The sequence below is a fragment of the Streptomyces atratus genome (assembly GCF_040655115.1).
GTDB classification, from domain to species: domain Bacteria; phylum Actinomycetota; class Actinomycetes; order Streptomycetales; family Streptomycetaceae; genus Streptomyces; species Streptomyces atratus_D.
Window position 1 is genome coordinate 186,907 of record NZ_JBFAJH010000008.1, and the last position, 15,513, is coordinate 202,419.

The 15,513-nt window shown below is 71.6% G+C and carries 16 protein-coding genes and 1 pseudogene; 11 read left to right on the top strand and 6 right to left on the bottom strand.

The window, feature by feature from the left end:
* Positions 1-14: 14 nt before the first annotated feature.
* On the bottom strand, positions 15-242 hold the full coding sequence (locus AB0I23_RS12880) for a hypothetical protein (RefSeq protein ID WP_359109257.1): 228 nt from the start codon (positions 240-242) through the stop codon (positions 15-17).
* 282 nt (positions 243-524) lie between these two features.
* Between AB0I23_RS12880 and AB0I23_RS12885 the strand changes: the two genes are divergently transcribed.
* Positions 525-1,217 carry a SanA/YdcF family protein gene (locus tag AB0I23_RS12885; RefSeq protein ID WP_359109258.1) on the top strand — a complete coding sequence of 231 codons (693 nt, stop codon included), beginning with the start codon at positions 525-527 and terminating at the stop codon, positions 1,215-1,217.
* A gap of 107 nt (positions 1,218-1,324) precedes the next feature.
* Entirely contained in the window at positions 1,325-3,415 is a 2,091-nt protein-coding gene (locus AB0I23_RS12890) for a molybdopterin oxidoreductase family protein (RefSeq protein WP_359109259.1), read from the top strand.
* On the opposite strand, the gene AB0I23_RS12895 is transcribed toward AB0I23_RS12890, so the two are convergent.
* Together AB0I23_RS12895 and cutA are read right to left on the bottom strand one after the other, a co-directional pair.
* Entirely contained in the window at positions 3,375-3,842 is a 468-nt protein-coding gene (locus AB0I23_RS12895; protein WP_359109260.1) for a gamma-glutamylcyclotransferase family protein, read from the bottom strand. The genes AB0I23_RS12890 and AB0I23_RS12895 overlap by 41 nt on opposite strands.
* Before the next feature lie 2 nt (positions 3,843-3,844).
* Positions 3,845-4,183, bottom strand: a complete 339-nt coding sequence (gene cutA, locus AB0I23_RS12900) for a divalent-cation tolerance protein CutA (RefSeq protein WP_359109261.1) — start codon at positions 4,181-4,183, stop codon at positions 3,845-3,847.
* Positions 4,184-4,401: 218 nt separating this feature from the next.
* Between cutA and AB0I23_RS12905 the strand changes: the two genes are divergently transcribed.
* Both AB0I23_RS12905 and AB0I23_RS12910 read left to right on the top strand, forming a co-directional pair.
* On the top strand, positions 4,402-4,530 hold the full coding sequence (locus tag AB0I23_RS12905) for a hypothetical protein (RefSeq protein ID WP_359109304.1): 129 nt from the start codon (positions 4,402-4,404) through the stop codon (positions 4,528-4,530).
* Positions 4,521-4,667: pseudogene (locus tag AB0I23_RS12910) on the top strand (M4 family metallopeptidase); the annotation flags it as partial. The gene AB0I23_RS12905 and the pseudogene AB0I23_RS12910, both read left to right, overlap by 10 nt.
* 56 nt (positions 4,668-4,723) lie before the next feature.
* Here the strand turns inward: AB0I23_RS12910 and AB0I23_RS12915 are convergent.
* Positions 4,724-5,293: an NADPH-dependent FMN reductase gene (locus AB0I23_RS12915; protein ID WP_359109300.1), complete on the bottom strand. Its 570-nt coding sequence runs from the start codon at positions 5,291-5,293 to the stop codon at positions 4,724-4,726.
* A 454-nt stretch (positions 5,294-5,747) separates the two neighbouring features.
* On the opposite strand from AB0I23_RS12915, the gene AB0I23_RS12920 reads away from it, so the two are divergent.
* The 4 genes from AB0I23_RS12920 (at position 5,748) to AB0I23_RS12935 (ending at position 9,081) form a co-directional block, all read left to right on the top strand.
* Complete coding sequence (locus AB0I23_RS12920) at positions 5,748-6,539, top strand: aminotransferase class IV family protein (RefSeq protein ID WP_359109262.1); 792 nt, start codon at positions 5,748-5,750, stop codon at positions 6,537-6,539.
* 18 nt (positions 6,540-6,557) lie between these two features.
* The gene (locus AB0I23_RS12925; protein WP_359109263.1) at positions 6,558-7,019 is read left to right on the top strand and encodes a DUF5990 family protein; all 462 of its coding nucleotides are present in this window, start codon (positions 6,558-6,560) and stop codon (positions 7,017-7,019) included.
* A gap of 365 nt (positions 7,020-7,384) precedes the next feature.
* A complete protein-coding gene (locus AB0I23_RS12930; RefSeq protein WP_359109305.1) occupies positions 7,385-8,329 on the top strand; it encodes a hypothetical protein in 945 nt (314 codons plus the stop codon).
* Between the two features lie 128 nt (positions 8,330-8,457).
* Positions 8,458-9,081 carry a class F sortase gene (locus AB0I23_RS12935; protein ID WP_359109264.1) on the top strand — a complete coding sequence of 208 codons (624 nt, stop codon included), beginning with the start codon at positions 8,458-8,460 and terminating at the stop codon, positions 9,079-9,081.
* Positions 9,082-9,097: 16 nt separating this feature from the next.
* Here the strand turns inward: AB0I23_RS12935 and AB0I23_RS12940 are convergent, their stop codons facing one another.
* Complete coding sequence (locus AB0I23_RS12940; protein WP_359109265.1) at positions 9,098-9,883, bottom strand: sulfite exporter TauE/SafE family protein; 786 nt, start codon at positions 9,881-9,883, stop codon at positions 9,098-9,100.
* A 193-nt stretch (positions 9,884-10,076) separates the two neighbouring features.
* Here AB0I23_RS12940 and AB0I23_RS12945 point away from each other — a divergent pair, with 193 nt between their 5' ends.
* From AB0I23_RS12945 to nirD, 3 genes are read left to right on the top strand one after another with little or no spacing between them, the layout of a single operon-like run.
* Positions 10,077-11,303, top strand: a complete 1,227-nt coding sequence (locus AB0I23_RS12945) for an NAD(P)/FAD-dependent oxidoreductase (protein WP_359109266.1) — start codon at positions 10,077-10,079, stop codon at positions 11,301-11,303.
* A gap of 1 nt (position 11,304) precedes the next feature.
* Positions 11,305-13,893 carry a nitrite reductase large subunit NirB gene (gene nirB / locus AB0I23_RS12950; RefSeq protein WP_359109267.1) on the top strand — a complete coding sequence of 863 codons (2,589 nt, stop codon included), beginning with the start codon at positions 11,305-11,307 and terminating at the stop codon, positions 13,891-13,893.
* Positions 13,890-14,249, top strand: coding sequence for a nitrite reductase small subunit NirD (gene nirD, locus AB0I23_RS12955; RefSeq protein WP_359109268.1), 360 nt, complete (start codon positions 13,890-13,892; stop codon positions 14,247-14,249). The genes nirB and nirD overlap by 4 nt, the downstream gene beginning before the upstream one ends.
* Positions 14,250-14,396: 147 nt before the next feature.
* Here nirD and AB0I23_RS12960 read toward each other — a convergent pair whose 3' ends face one another.
* Positions 14,397-15,497 (bottom strand): ArsR/SmtB family transcription factor, encoded by a 1,101-nt coding sequence (locus tag AB0I23_RS12960; RefSeq protein ID WP_359109269.1) that lies wholly within the window; start codon positions 15,495-15,497, stop codon positions 14,397-14,399.
* Positions 15,498-15,513 lie beyond the last annotated feature (16 nt).

Sequence of the window (15,513 nt, forward strand, 5' to 3'; positions counted from 1 at the left end):
AGCATCGGACGATGCTACTGGGCTGGATCCGGGCGTGGCGGGCGTACGGCACGCTCCGCCGCCGCATGCCACCAGCGCGGCGGCGAGGGCGAGTTGGGCTGTGACCAGGGCTGATCCGGGTGAAGGCCGAGCGGAACGAGAGCTGTTGCGCGGATGCGGACGGTGATCCAGCCGTGCCAGTGCCCGTCGGGTCCGGGGCCGCAGGCCAGGCTCCACTGCATGTCGTCGAGCGGGAACGGCATCCAGTCGATGCCTCGGTCACGCAGTCAGGCGCGGACGGCGGCCGCCGGGTGCGGGCGGCCCTTCACGTTCTCGTACGCGGCGATGGTCACCCAGTCGTCGGAGGACCTGCGGGCGCTCGGGAGGTTCATGGCTGTCATGATGCCCGACGCGCCGACGGCTCGTCAGTGGTTCACCAGGAGCGCGTCGACGGCTCGTCGGCGAAGAAGTCCGCAGGGTGGAGAACCCCTGTGCCCTGATACTCGTCCGACCAGGTAACGCACCGACACCGACAGGGGGCTCCGATGCGAGGGAAGCGGCCGCAATGGCCGGTGCGGCTGTGGCCGCGCACGCGGCGTGGGCAGCGCCGGGCCCTGCAAGGGGTCATGATCGCCTGTGTGCTGGGGCTCGCACCCGTCACGTGGATGTACTCCGTGGCCGACGCCCGTGTCCGGACGACCGCGGACGCCCCCGCGCAGCAGGTCGCCGTGGTGTTCGGGGCGGGACTGTGGGACGGGAAGCCGTCGCCGTATCTCGCGAACCGGCTGCGGGCCGCCGCCGAGCTGTACCGGGACGGCAAGGTGAAGGTCGTGCTCGTCACCGGGGACAACAGCCGGAAGGAGTACGACGAGCCGGACGCCATGCGCACGTTTCTCGTCGCGCACGGCGTGCCGGACAAGCGGATCGTCAGCGACTTCGCCGGGTTCGACACCTGGGACTCCTGCGTGCGGGCCAAGAAGATCTTCGGGGTCGACCACGCGGTGCTGGTGAGTCAGGGGTTCCATATCCGGCGGGCGATCGCGCTGTGCCGGGCCGCGGGGATCGATGCGTACGGCGTCGGAGTCGACGCCAAGCACGATGTGACCTGGTACTACGGCGGGACGCGGGAGGTGTTCGCGGCGGGCAAGGCGGCGCTGGACGCGATGTTCAAGCCGGACCCGCACTTCCTCGGGCCGGAGGAGCCCGGGGTCGGGACGGCGCTGACGGCCAAGGGGTGAGGCACCGGCCGACCTCACGGTCCCGCTTGAGGCGGGCTGAGGTGCACGTTCCGGTGGCGTAACCGGTCGCGGGCGCCTCCGTAACACCCGGCTCGCACGCTGGGCCCATGGCCCGCACCGAGACTGCTCCCACCGCCACCCACTGCCCGTACTGCTCGCTGCAGTGCGGGATGAATCTGCGACCGGCCGCCGGCGGTGCGGTGGCCGAGGTCCTGGAGCGTCCCGGCTTCCCCGTCAACCGCGGTGCGCTGTGCGGCAAGGGCCGCACAGCGCCGTCCGTGCTCTCGTCGCGGGTCCGGCTGACCGGACCGCTCGTACGCGACCCGGCCAGTGGCGAACTGGAACCCGCCGGGTGGGACGAGGCGCTGGCCCGGATCGCCGAGCAGCTCGTCCGCACCCGCGCGGCGCACGGGCCCGATGCCGTGGGGGTCTTCGGCGGCGGCGGTCTCACCAACGAGAAGGCGTACGCGCTGGGGAAGTTCGCCCGGGTCGTCCTGTCGACCTCGCAGATCGACTACAACGGGCGGTTCTGCATGTCGTCGGCGGCCGCCGCGCATCAGCGGGCGTTCGGGCTCGACCGCGGGCTGCCGTTCCCCCTCGACGACATCGCGCGCACCGGGTGCGTGATCCTCGTCGGGTCGAACCTCGCCGAGACGATGCCGCCCGCCCTGCGCTATCTCACCGAACTGCGGGAGAACGGGGGCCGGTTGATCGTCATCGATCCGCGGCGGACGAGGACCGCCGAGCAGGCCGATCTGCATCTGGCACCCCGGCCCGGCACGGATCTGGCGCTCGCGCTGGGAATGCTGCATCTGGTGGTGGCGCAGGGGCGGGTGGACGAGGAATTCGTACGCGAGCGCACCAGCGGCTGGGACGAGGCCAGGGCAGGTTCGATGGCCCACTGGCCGGAGCTGGTGGAGCGGCTGACCGGGGTGCCGGTTCCGCAGCTGCGGGAGGCGGTGGAGATGTTCTGCGCCCCGGAGAACGCGATGGTGCTGACCGCGCGCGGTCCCGAGCAGCAGTCCAAGGGCACGGACACGGTCGGCGCCTGGATCAACCTCTGTCTGGCCACCGGCCGGGCGGGCCGGCCGCTGTCCGGGTACGGCTGCCTGACCGGGCAGGGCAACGGTCAGGGCGGGCGTGAGCACGGCCAGAAGGCGGACCAGTTGCCCGGCTACCGCAAGCTCACCGACCCGGCGGCGCGCCGCCACGTCGCGCAGGTGTGGGGGGTCGATCCCGACTCGCTGCCGGGACCGGGGCGCAGTGCGTACGAGCTCCTCGACGCACTGGGGACGGATGTGCGGGCGCTGCTGGTGATGGGGTCCAACCCTGTGGTGTCCGCGCCGCACGCCACGCATGTGGAGGGGCGGCTGCGCTCGCTGGACTTCCTCGCGGTCGCGGATGTGGTGCTGTCGGAGACGGCGGCGATGGCCGATGTGGTGCTGCCGGTGACGCAGTGGGCGGAGGAGACGGGGACGACGACCAATCTGGAGGGGCGGGTGCTGCTCCGGCAGCGGGCGGTCACCGCGCCGGAGGGCGTGCGCAGCGATCTGGAGGTGCTGAACGGGCTGGCCGCGCTCCTCGGGCACGGCAAGGGGTTCCCCGCCGATCCCGAGGAGGTCTTCGACGAGCTGCGACGCGCCTCGGCGGGCGGGCCCGCCGACTACGCGGGGATCACATACGCCAGGATCGTGGCGGAGGACGGGGTGTTCTGGCCGTGCCCGGACGAGGGGCACGCCGGTACGCCGCGGCTCTTCCTCGACCGGTTCGCCACCGCCGACGGGCGGGCCCGGTTCGTACCCGTGACACACCGTCCGGCCGCCGAGGAGACGGACCGGCAGTATCCGGTGGTGCTGACGACCGGGCGGGTGGTGGCCCAGTACCAGTCGGGCGCGCAGACCCGGCGGGTCGATGAGCTCAACGCCGCCGCGCCCGGTCCGTTCGTCGAGCTGCATCCGCGGCTCGCCGAGCGGATCGGGGTGGCCGAGGGCGATCCGGTGACGGTCACCTCACGGCGGGGGCAGGCGGTGGCACCTGCCCGGATCACCGGGGCCATCCGGCAGGACACCGTCTTCATGCCGTTCCACTGGGCGGGTGAGGGCCGGGCCAACACGCTGACGAACCCGGCGCTGGACCCGGTATCACGGATGCCGGAGTTCAAGGTGTGCGCGGTGCGGGTGGAGGCTGCCGACGGGTGAGCCAGCTGCCTCCGGGGATGAGGGTGCCGTTGGAGTGGAGGGAGCGGGCGACGGGCGCGGCAGCGAGGTAGACCCAGGCGTGGGCGGTTCCGGTACCGGGTGGCTTCCCGGCCGGGAGGCGGACTTCTCGGGCGACCCTCTCGTACAGGTTGCCCGGGTGTCCGGGACCGGCGTACTCCTCCAGCCGGTCGAGCCGTGCGAGGAGCTCGGCGTACCTCGCGGGCGCGGCGGTGACGAGCGCGCCCTGCACGGCGCCGTCGCCCTGGACCGCGTACGGGTAGCCGGGGCCGTCGTAGAGGACGGCACCCGGCAGCAGTGCGGGCTGTTCCGTGATCGCCCGGCCGAGAAGGAACAGGTCGTGGTTGGGTTCGCCGGGAAGCAGCGTTCCGTAGACGAAGAAGGACAGTTCGGGGGCGGTCCGCGGCATGGTCAGAGGCCCGTGACCGGGGCGGTCTGAGACGTCAGCCAGTTGAGGTAGCGGTCGCTTCCGCGTACCACCGGCACGGCGATGATCTCGGGGATGTCGTAGTCGTGCGCCGCCCGGAGGTGCTCCTCCAGGTCGTCGTAGCGCTCGGCCGGGGTCTTGAACAGCACCTGCCACTCCTCGGTGGTCTCGATGGCGTTCTGCCACCGGTAGACGGAGGTGACGGGCGCGGAGATCTGCGCACACGCGGCGAGCCGCGCCTCCACCGCACCCTGGGCCAGGGCGTGGGCCTTCTCCTCGCTGTCCGTGGTGGTCAGTACGGTCAGCCATGCCGGCGATGTCACCGTCGGCCTCCTCGGTTCTTCTCGGTTCTTCTCGGTTCTTCTCGGTTCTTCTCGGTTCTTCCGCCTGTCGGGCTTCCTTCTTCATCGATTGTCCGGGTGCTCCGGCCCGCTGTCCTCCCCTCGGCCCCGGGACGGTATGGGCATGACATGTCATGAGCCCTTACATCTGATGCGAGCCCAGATCCTCCGTCATCGCCCCGCGCACACCGAGGAGTCCGATGAGAACGATCCGGCACGCATCTCACCTCACCCCGTTCGGCATGACCGCGGCCGCCGTGACCCTGCCGGCCTCGACCGCCGCCGCCACCGCGGGCGCAGCCGCGGCCGACCACCCCGCCAGGCCCTGACGCTGTACATGACGTCCTCGACCAACTACGCCGCCGCCCGCACGGCGACGCTCAACGCGGCGAAGGATCGGTACGGGGCGGGCAGCGCGGAGCAGAACGCGGCGGCCGCGACCTGGTCGGCGGTCTCGGTCGCCTGACGTGGAGCGGGTCCCGGACACACCCGCTCCGGTACCCGCCTCCAGCCGAACAGGGATCAGCTTCCGTACGGGCGGACCGTCTTGGCGTCCCGCAGCGCATTACCCCACCAGGTCAACTGGTCGAGCAGTGTCTTCGCCGCCGCGTCGACGGCCACGGGGTCCTTGTGCCTGCCCTCGTCGTCGAAGAGAGCGCCCGCGTTGTGGAACGACACGGTGTCGCGCAGGGAGACCGCGTGCAGCTCGGCAAAGACCTGGCGAAGGTGTTCGACGGCCCGCAGACCGCCCGACACTCCCCCGTACGAGACGAAGGCGACGGGCTTGGCCTGCCATTCGGCGCGATGCCAGTCGATGAGGTTCTTCAGCGGCGCGGGAAACGAGTGGTTGTACTCGGGCGTGACCACGACGAAGGCATCGGCGGCGGCCAACCTGGGCGACACGCTCGCCAGTCGGGCCTGTACGTCCGGTCCCGGGCGGTAGGTGAGCGCGAACGGGAGCTCGAGTTCGGCGACATCGATCAGGTCGGTCTCGATGCCCGGGTGGCCGGCGGTACGCGAGAGGAACCAGTCGGCTACGACCGGGGCGAAGCGGCCCTCGCGGTTGCTGGCGAGGATGACCGCGACCTTCAGGGGTGAGGGGGTTCACAACTGCTGAGCAGGCACATCGTTGTGGCGAACATGGACACGATTGGGTGAACGGTGTGACGAGCTGCGGGTACGCCCGGCGGGGTGTGCGTAACGTTCTCGATGCGATCTGGGACGCCGGGTGTGGCGTCAGCAGTCGGGGCCCCCGTATCACCAGCGAGATGGTTCGGGGCCTCCCCGTCGCCTCTGGCCACACCCATATGGCCAGGTCGTAGGAATCCCGCCCGCCCGGGACGGACCGCATACGGGATATGCGTCGCCGACCGGGACGCGAAAGCGGAGGACCAGTGCGCCCAAGACCGTTCGGGGCGTACCGGTGAGCTGGGACTCACTCCTGCTCACTGCCCAGGAACGGTGAGTTCCATGCGGCGAGATTCGTATATCAACCATGGTTGAGGTCAAGCGCCGCCGCTCTCCTCTCCGGCGTACGGTGGAACGCATGACGACCGCCGCGCCCCTGTACGTCGAGTTCAACGGACACGCAGCAACGGAGGCGGATCTCCGGATCCCCGCCTTCTCCAACTACGGTCACTTCACCGCCATGCAGGTCAGGGACGGGAAGGTACGCGGCCTCGCACTCCACCTGACCCGGCTGGACGCCGCCAACCGGGAGCTCTTCGGCCAGGGGCTGGACGGCGACCGGGTGCGCGAGCTGATCCGGCACGCGCTGAGCAGCGCCGGGGTACGGGACGCCTCGACCCGGGTGCACGCCTTCCTGCCGCCGGGCGACACCGGGACGACCCTCATGGTCACCGTGCGCGGACCGGCGCAGAAGTCCACCGAACCGCGCTGCCTGATGTCCGTTCCATATGTCCGCACCGTCCCGCACATCAAGCGCCCCGGCGAGTTCGGCCAGACCTATTACGGGCAGCTCGCCGCACGCTCCGGCTTCGACGAGGCGCTGCTGATCGCACCCGACGGGACGGTGACGGAAGGAGCGACCACCAACATCGCCTTCTGGGACGGCACTTCGGTCGTCTGGCCCGACGCGCCCGCACTGCCCGGCATCACCATGGCCCTGCTGGAGCAGCAACTGCCGGGCGCCGGGCTGGAGTCCGCACGGCGCCCGGTGCCGCTGGACGGGATCGGCGCCTACCGGTCGGCATTCCTCACCAACTCGCGCGGCATCGCTCCGGTCCGGCGGATCGACGACACGGAGTTCGTGGTCGACGAGGAACTGATGAAGCGGGTGGGGTCGGTGTACGAGGCTGCGCCCTGGGACACCGTCTGAGAAGGGAACATGGGGCCCATGCAGATCCACATCGAGGGCTCGGACCTCCCCGGCCGCACCTGCGGGCCCGGCAGTGACTTCCCCGGCGCCCAGAACATCCACGTCGGCGTACAGCGCAAGGACAGGCCCGGCGAGCTGCTCGGCCTGCATCCCGGCGACGCCCCGTCGGCCGCATGGACACTGGACTGTACGGCCACCGCGACCGACGACGGCATCATGGTCACGGGGCCGTACGTGCAGAACCGGCTCGGCGGGCGCTTCGTCCATCTCTCCTGGGGCACCGTGGACGACCACGGCGTCTTCTCCATGTTCCGGCGGGCCAAGCTGATGTTCGGCGACATCGATCCGGCCGTGCTCGAGGCCGCCGCGCGCTCCGGACATCTCACCGCACGTCTGCGCCTCTCCGACGCCAAGGGGCAGCCGCTCTGCGCCCGTGTCCGGCCGCCGGCCGTCACCTGGTCCGCCCTCGCCCCCGAGTGACGGGACGGGACCACCCCCATCGGGCCCAGGGGGGTGGGTCCGATGAGGGCGGCGACCTGGGGCTGCGGCGGGAAGGCCGTCCCGTGGGGGGGGTGTCATGCGTGTGCCCGGGGCCGGCGAGGTCATGCGTGTGACGTACGCCACTCATTCCTCGTAGCTCGTCACCCGATCGGCACGGTGTGTCGCGGGACCGGTCGCCTGCCCACTCATCCCCGCCGTGACCTGCACACTTACGTCTCGGCAAGGAGCCCGGCCCGGACCGGTCGAGTGAAAGCTGACCCGACGTCAGCATGCATGGGTGGCGCGCCGCCCGTTAGCTCTGCATCAGGAGATACCCGCCAGCGCCTCTGCTCGAAGGAACCCCCATGCGCAGTCCTGCCCGCCTCGTGACCGGCGCCGCCGCCGCAGCGCTCACCGCTGCCACGCTCGGCTTGTCCACCGCCGCGCCGACCGCGTATGCAGGGGACCTCGGTCAGCTGGACATATCCCCGGCGGACGCGGCTCCGGGCACCACGGTCACGGTGAACACCACCGCTTGCGGGAACGACGCGAAGGCCACCGGGGATGCGAACTCCCTGGAAGCGGGGGACTTCACGCTGGTGTCCTCCACCCGCAAGGAGGTCGTGGTCGGCACGTTCACGGTGCCGAAGAAGACCGATGCCGGTCCGTACAGCATCGATGTGTCCTGCGAGAACGGCAGAGAGGCCACCGGAACTCTCCGGGTGAAGGCGGCGGACACCGCGAAGTACGCCGCCGCGGGTTCCCCCGCCGGCATCGTGGAGGACAACGGCTCCGGCAACGACACAAACAGCGGCTACTCGGTGCCTTCCCTCGACGGCCTGGCCGCCAGGGGCGAGAGCCTCCTCGGAAACCAGAACCCGTTCGGCATCGGCAGCTCCACCGGGCGGGACAGCTCCTCCGGGTTCCAGAACTCCCGGAGCGACGAGACGATTCCCGGCCGGAAGCCCCCCACCGGGAACGAGAGCGGGCGCGGCACCGGGAACGGGAACGGGAACGGGAACGGTCGTGATACCGGGAACGGGAACGGTCGTGATACCGGAAACGGCCAAGGCCGTGACACCGGTCGCGACCCCGGAAACGGCCAAGGCCGCGACACCGGGAACGACTACGGCCGCGACAGTTCCACCGGGCCCACCTCTCCCTCCGGGCACGTCAAAACTGGTGTAGGCGGCAGCGTCCGCCCGGACACCTCCCAGATCGCGGCGGGTGCCGGCGTTCTCGCCGCGTCCGCCGTCGGCGGAGCCTGGCTCCTGCGTCGTCGGGCGAGCGGCACGCAGGCGGGCAGCTGACGGGGACGTGTCCACGTCCCCGTACCGCCACGATTCCGTCCCGGTGACCGCGCGTCACCGGGACGGGACCCCCACTTCCTTCCTCACGTCCTTCCCCGTCCCGGAGGACGACACCCCGGAGGACGACCGTGCCCCAGAAGGCCAAGGGCTGGCTGGTCGCCGTCGCAGCGCTGGTCGGCATCTGGCTGATCCAGAACGGCGCCGGCACCGTGCTGGTGCCGCCGCAGCCGACCACCGCCCAGGCCTTCGCCGCCGGTCCCGGAGTGCAGCCCGGCTCGCCCGTCGCCGCCCCGCTGCGGCCCTCGACGCCCGTCCGTCTCCGCATCCCCGGCATCAAGGTGGACGCCCCGATGATCCGGCTCGGGCTCGGGTCCGACGGCAGTCTCGATGTGCCACCGGCCGAGAACCGTAACGTCGTCGGCTGGTACAAAAACGGAACTCCGCCCGGCGCCAAGGGCACCGCGCTCGTCGCCGGTCATGTCGACAACGAAAAGGGGCGGTCCGTCTTCTACGACCTGGGGTCCCTGGCCAAGGGCAGCACCGTCGAGGTGGTCCGGCAGGACGGGAGCACCGCCGTCTTCTCGCTCGACGCCATCGAGGTGTACGAGAACAAGAACTTCCCCGACCGGCGGGTGTACGGCGCCTCCTCGTTCGCCTCGCTGCGGCTGATCACCTGCGGCGGCGGCTTCTCACAGGCCACCGGCTACCAGGGCAATGTGGTCGCGTACGCGCACCTCACCGGCGTGCGCTGACGCCGGCCGCACACCCTCAGGCCCACTGGTCGAACGCCAGCTTCGCGACGAGTGAGAACACCACGACCAGCAGCACACCACGGACGAACTCGCTGCCCTTGCGCAGCGCCATCCGCGCACCGAGCAGCCCACCCGCCAGGTTGAACACCGCCATCAGCGCGGCCAGCTGCCACAGCACGCTGCCCTGGTAGGCGAACATCGCGAGGGCACCGGCGTTGGTGCAGACGTTGACGATCTTGGCGGTGGCGGACGCCGTCACCAGGTCGAGGTGGAGCACGGCGGTCAGCGCGAGCACCAGGAACGTGCCGGTGCCGGGCCCGAACAGCCCGTCGTAGAAGCCGATGCCGCCGCCGACCAGCACGATCGCGGTGAGGGTGCGGGCCCGGGTGACCTTCCGGTCAGTGCCCCCGTCCGCCTCCTTGCCGAACTGCGGCCGCAGCATCACGAACGCCGCCACCGCCAGCAGCACCACCATGATCACCGGGCGGAGCACGTCACTGCTGATCCCCGCGGCGAAGAAGGCGCCGGTCATCGATCCGGCCAGCGCCATGAGCCCGATCCGCACCGCCGTCCCGACCTTCACCGGCGCCTTGCGCACGTACGTCACGGCGGCGCCCGAGGTACCGACGACGGCCACCGCCTTGTTGGTGCCGAGGACATGCGCGGCCGGGACGTGCGGCAGACCGAGCAGCAGCGCGGGCAGCAGGAGCAGTCCGCCGCCGCCCACCACGGCGTCGATCCAGCCTGCGGCGGCAGCGGCGAGGCACAGGACAACGAGGGTGGTCAGGGTGATGTCGGGCATGCTCGCGACCCTATGGAGGAGATACATGTCCCGTCCAACTGCTTCTGTCGGATCGCCGGAAAGTTGAGCCAACTCTGAGCTTCCGGGGCTCCGCGGCCCTCACAGACCCACTTCGGAGGTGCTGAGCGCAAGGTTCCTCCCGGGAAACAGCGGGGATCCGATCGGGTAACACCCGCCGCGCACGCTTCTCACCATGAGGACACAGACGGAGAACGCGGCGCGTGTGGTGGTGATCGGCGCCGGGATGGCGGGCGCGCGGCTCGCCGCCCGGGTGCCCGGCGTCACCGTCATCGGCGAGGAGACGCACGCCCCCTACAACCGGGTGCTGCTGGCCGAGGTACTGGCCGGGCGGTACGCGGCCGAGGTCATCACCCTGCCCCCGGCCGAGGTACGGCGCGGGGTGCGGGCGGTGCGGATCGACCGGGCCGACCGGCTGGTGCACTGCGACGACGGAAGCGCCGTGGGGTACGAGCGGCTGGTGCTGGCGACCGGTTCGAACCCGGTGCTGCCGCCGCTGCGCGGACTCGGCACCACGATGCCTGACGGCGTCCATGCGTTCCGTACGCTCGACGACTGCCTGGCGCTGCGGGAAGCCGTGCGGCAGCACACCGGTACGGGCGTGCGCGCCGTCGTCATCGGCGGCGGCCTGCTCGGCGTCTCCGCCGCACGCGCGCTCGCCGAATGCGGCGCCCAGGTCGTGCTGGCCCAGCAGGGCGAGCACCTCATGGAGCGGCAGCTGGACGCCGGAGCGGCCGGGCTGCTCCGGCGTCACCTGGAGAGTCTCGGGGTGGAGGTGCACACCGAGTGCCGGGTCCGCGGGCTGCGCTGCGCCGACGGCACGGTACGGGCCGTGGAGCTCGCCGACGGCTATGAGCTGGCGGCCGAGATCACGGTGCTGGCCTGCGGTGTACGTCCCAGAACCGGGCTGGCCCGGGCGGCAGGTCTGGACGTTCGCACGGGTGTCGTCGTCGACGACGAGCTGCGCACCTCCGACCCGTACATCCACGCGGTCGGCGACTGCGCCGAGCACCGCGGCACGCTCTACGGGCTCGCGGGCCCGGCGCTGGAGCAGGCCGATGTGCTCGCCGAGGTGCTGGCGGGGCGGCTCGCCCGCTACGACGGCACCCGCGCCCTGACCCGTCTCACGCTGCGCGGCCCGCCCGCCGACCCCGCCGGTGTCCTCGATCTGGCCGCGTTCGGCGATTCCCGGCCGCTGCCCGGCGACGACGTCGTCCGGCTGGCCGACGCGACCCGGGGTGCGTACCGCGCGGTCGTCGTCCGCGGCGACCGGCTGGCGGGCGGTGTGCTGCTCGGCGATCTCGCCGCGGTCGGCACCCTCGCCCGCACCTGGGAGGACGACGAACCGCTCCCCGCCGAAACGTCCCTGCTCCACCTGCTCACCAACGACGGAGGCTTCTGAGATGCCGGTGTCCACTTCCCCGACCGACCGTACCTCCGACCTCCCGACGATCGTGGTCGTCGGACACGGCATGGTCGGCCAGCGGTTCCTGGAGGCGCTCGCCGAGCGCGGTCTGACCGCGGCCGCGGGCACGACCAGGGTCGTCGTGCTCTGCGAGGAGCCGCGCGCCGCCTACGACCGGGTCCAGCTGACCTCGTACTTCGCCGGGAGGAACCCGGACGATCTGTCGCTCGTCGAGCCCGGCTTCATGGAGCGGCACGGTTTCGAGCTGTACCTCGGCAACCCCGCCGAGTCGCTCGACCGCGAGGCCCGCACGGTCACCGCGCGCTCCGGGGAGACGTTCGCGTACGACACGCTGGTGCTGGCCACCGGCTCGTACCCGTTCGTCCCGCCGGTTCCCGGCAAGGACGCCGAGGGCTGCTTCGTCTACCGCACCGTCGAGGACCTCCTCGCGATCGAGGAGTACGCGAAGACGGCGACGAGCGGTGCGGTCGTCGGCGGCGGGCTGCTCGGGCTGGAGGCGGCGGGCGCGCTGAAAGGGCTCGGACTGGACACGCACGTCGTGGAGTTCGCGCCCCGGCTGATGCCGGTGCAGGTCGACGAGGGAGGGGGCGCGGCGCTGCTGCGCACGATCGAGTCCCTGGGGCTCACCGTGCACACGGGCGTCGGCACGCAGGAGGTCACCGCGGGCGAGGACGGCTCGGTGAACGGCATGTCGCTCTCCGACGGTTCGTCGCTCGCCACCGACCTGGTGGTCTTCTCGGCGGGGGTGCGCCCCCGGGACCAGCTGGCCCGCGACTGCGGTCTGACGGTCGGGCAGCGCGGCGGCATCGTCGTCGACGAGGAGTGCCGCACCTCGGACCCGGCGGTCTTCGCGATCGGCGAGTGTGCGCTGGCCTCGGACGGCCGGGTGTACGGGCTCGTCGCGCCCGGGTACGAGATGGCGCAGACGGTCGCCGAGGTGATCGCGGGCAAGCAGGCGGCGTTCACCGGCGCCGATCTGTCGACGAAGCTGAAGCTGCTCGGGGTGGACGTGGCGTCGTTCGGCGACGCCCACGGCACGGCCGAGGGCTGCCTCGACGTGGTGTACGCCGACTCCCGCTCCGGCGTCTACAAGAAGCTGGTGATCGGCCGGGACGGCACGCTGCTCGGCGGGGTACTGGTCGGGGACGCCGACCAGTACGGGACGCTGCGGCCGATGACCGGTACGGTCCTGCCCGTCGCCCCCGAGCGGCTGGTGCTGCCGGCCGGTGCGGGCGGCCCGGTCACCCTCGGCCCGTCCGCGCTGCCGGACGAGGCGGTGATCTGCTCCTGCCACAACGTCACCAAGGGCGCGATCTGCGAGCACACCACGCTGCCCGAGGTGAAGACGTGCACCAAGGCCGGTACCGGCTGCGGCAGTTGCGTGAAGGTGATCGGACAGCTCCTTCCGCAGAGCCAGGACAGGGGCCTGTGCGGTTGCTTCTCGTACACCCGGAGCGAGTTGTACGAGATCGTCCGCACCCTCCACATCACCTCGTACGCCGAACTGCTCGACTCCCACGGGCGGGAGGCGGCGCGCGGCGGCGACGGCTGCGAGATCTGCAAGCCGACGGTCGGTTCGGTCATCGCCTCGCTGGCGCCGACGCTCGGTGCCAGCGGATATGTACTGGACGGCGAGCAGGCGGCGCTGCAGGACACCAACGACCACTTCCTGGCCAACCTCCAGCGCAACGGCTCGTACTCGATCGTGCCACGCATCCCCGGGGGCGAGATCACTCCGGAGAAGCTGATCGTGATCGGTGAGGTCGCCCGTGACTTCGGCCTCTACACGAAGATCACCGGGGGTCAGCGGATCGACATGTTCGGCGCCCGCGTGGACCAGCTGCCGCTGATCTGGACACGTCTGGTGGACGCCGGGTTCGAGTCCGGGCACGCCTACGGAAAGTCGCTGCGGACGGTCAAGTCCTGTGTGGGGCAGACCTGGTGCCGGTACGGCGTGCAGGACTCGGTGAAGATGGCCATCGACCTGGAGCTGCGCTACCGCGGGCTGCGCTCGCCGCACAAACTGAAGTCGGCGGTCTCCGGCTGCGCCCGGGAGTGCGCGGAGGCCCGCGGCAAGGACTTCGGGATCATCGCCACCGCGGGCGGCTGGAACCTGTACGTGGGAGGCAACGGCGGCGCCGAACCGCGCCACGCCGACCTGCTCGCCCAGGACCTCTCCGACGCCGAACTGGTCTGCCTCATCGACCGGTTCCTGATGTTCTACATCCGCACCGCCGACCGACTGGAGCGCACCTCGACCTGGCTGGACCGCATCGAGGGCGGCCTCGGCCACGTACGGGACGTCCTCGTCCACGACTCGCTGGGGCTCTGCGAGGAACTGGAACGGCTGATGGCCGACCATGTCGCCGGTTACCGCGACGAATGGGCCGAGACCATCAACGACCCGGAGCGGCTGCGCCGGTTCGTCACCTTCGTCAACGCGCCCGACGCGCCCGACCCGTCGGTGCGGTTCACCCCCGAACGCGGCCAGGTCAAGCCCGACCTGGACATCCTCGCCGGACCGGTGCTCGCCGTCCGCACTCTCGAAGGGACCTCTTCCCGATGACCGCACAGACGACGGAGACGGCACAGCCGACCCCTGTGGTCCAGCTCGCCGACGGGAACGGCTGGTTCACGGTCTGCGAGCTGTCGCGGCTGACCCCCGGGCGCGGGGTCGCCGCGCTCCTCCCGGACGGCCGCCAGGTCGCACTCTTCCTGGACCGGGCAGGGCGTGCGTACGCGATCGACAACCGCGACCCGTTCACGGGGGCGTACGTCCTCTCACGCGGCCTGGTCGGGTCCGTCGAGGGGCGGCCGTTCGTCGCCTCGCCCCTGCTGAAGCAGCGCTTCGACCTGGCGACGGGTGCCTGCCTGGACGACGACGGGGTGTCGGTCCCGGTCCACGCGGTACGCGCCGCCTGACGGCGAACGACAGGGCCTCCGCCGCAGGCAGTTCACCGGCAGTTGACGCTCCGTCACGCCGCGCCGCCCAGGTTTCTGACGTCGACGCCGCCGTGCAGCGCCCCGCGCTGGGCCGGTTCGAGCACGGGGCCGCGGCAGCCCGGCCCGTCATGACAGGGCGAGCGGCGCGCCGCCCCGCAGGAGCGAGCCGCCCAGCGGTGTGAGGGTGTGCAGGACCGAACCGCCGTGCCGCAGGGTGAGCACGAGCCCCGCCTCGCGCAGCACGCGGGCATGCTGGCTCGCCGAGGCGAGGGGCACCCCGGCCCGGCGGGCGAGCTCGCTGGTCGTGCAGCCGCTGCCGATGGCCTGGAGGACGGTGGACCGGGTGTTGCCGAGGAGCCTCCCCAGCCAGGGCCCCGGACCGGGTTCGGCGAAGACCGGCGCCGCGGTGTGGGTGACCGGGTAGACGAGCACCGGCGGCAGCTTCGGGTCGCGGTAGACGACCGGGGTGGAGCGGCAGAAGAACGACGGCTGGAGCAGCAGCCCCCGCCCGTCCAGGCGCAGGTCCCGGTCGACGGGATAGTCCGCCTCCAGCACCGGGGCCCGCCAGCGGATCATGGACGGCAGCGAGGCGAGGAGTTCGTCCGCGCCGCCGTCGAGGAGGGCGCGGCCGCGGATGGCACGGTCGGCCTCGATGCCGGCCTGGATGTGCGGCCAGTACGGTTCGACGGCGGCGCGGTGGTAACCGCGCAGGGCGGCGATGAGCCGCCCCAGGGGTTCGGCGCGCCCCTCGGAGAGCGCGTCCAGCCGCAGCGGCGGCACGCGCCGCCCCTCGCCGGGGTGCCCGCCCACCGGCCGTACCCCACCGGCACGTACCCCGCCACGGCCGCCGCCGGGCCGCCCGCCCAGTGGCGCCGGCCGGCCCGGCTCGTGCCGGCCGGTGCGCACCAGGGCCAGCTCGGCATGGAGCCGCTCGGGCGGGGTGTCGCGCAACACCTCCATTCCGGCGTCGAGGCCGTACGGCTCGCCGGCCTCCCGGGAGGGCGTCAGGAAGTCCGGGAAATAGCCGCGGGGCGGCACCAGGGCGGCCAGCAGGCGCGTCTCACCGTTCAACCGGGGCCGGGTTTCCGTCCGCCATTTCCCGAAGACGGTGGAAGCACGCCGGTCCCTCAGCCGGTGAAAGCTCAGAATGGTTTCCCACAATGCGTCCGGCCGTGTGGCCATGCGCACCTTGGAAAGGTCCATTCCGGACACATGAATACGCAACACCGAAACCCCCCACTTG

What these genes read in the sequence shown, in the direction of transcription:
- AB0I23_RS12880 (WP_359109257.1), bottom strand. Translation starts at nt 242, where the DNA reads ATGCCGTTCCCGCTCGACGACATGCAGTGGAGCCTGGCCTGCGGCCCC.
- AB0I23_RS12885 (WP_359109258.1), top strand. Translation starts at nt 525, where the DNA reads ATGCGAGGGAAGCGGCCGCAATGGCCGGTGCGGCTGTGGCCGCGCACG.
- AB0I23_RS12940 (WP_359109265.1), bottom strand. Translation starts at nt 9,883, where the DNA reads ATGCCCGACATCACCCTGACCACCCTCGTTGTCCTGTGCCTCGCCGCT.
- AB0I23_RS12895 (WP_359109260.1), bottom strand. Translation starts at nt 3,842, where the DNA reads ATGCCGCGGACCGCCCCCGAACTGTCCTTCTTCGTCTACGGAACGCTG.
- AB0I23_RS12905 (WP_359109304.1), top strand. Translation starts at nt 4,402, where the DNA reads ATGAGAACGATCCGGCACGCATCTCACCTCACCCCGTTCGGCATGACC.
- nirD (WP_359109268.1), top strand. Translation starts at nt 13,890, where the DNA reads ATGACCGCACAGACGACGGAGACGGCACAGCCGACCCCTGTGGTCCAG.
- AB0I23_RS12930 (WP_359109305.1), top strand. Translation starts at nt 7,385, where the DNA reads ATGCGCAGTCCTGCCCGCCTCGTGACCGGCGCCGCCGCCGCAGCGCTC.
- nirB (WP_359109267.1), top strand. Translation starts at nt 11,305, where the DNA reads ATGCCGGTGTCCACTTCCCCGACCGACCGTACCTCCGACCTCCCGACG.
- AB0I23_RS12945 (WP_359109266.1), top strand. Translation starts at nt 10,077, where the DNA reads ATGAGGACACAGACGGAGAACGCGGCGCGTGTGGTGGTGATCGGCGCC.
- AB0I23_RS12925 (WP_359109263.1), top strand. Translation starts at nt 6,558, where the DNA reads ATGCAGATCCACATCGAGGGCTCGGACCTCCCCGGCCGCACCTGCGGG.
- AB0I23_RS12920 (WP_359109262.1), top strand. Translation starts at nt 5,748, where the DNA reads ATGACGACCGCCGCGCCCCTGTACGTCGAGTTCAACGGACACGCAGCA.
- AB0I23_RS12890 (WP_359109259.1), top strand. Translation starts at nt 1,325, where the DNA reads ATGGCCCGCACCGAGACTGCTCCCACCGCCACCCACTGCCCGTACTGC.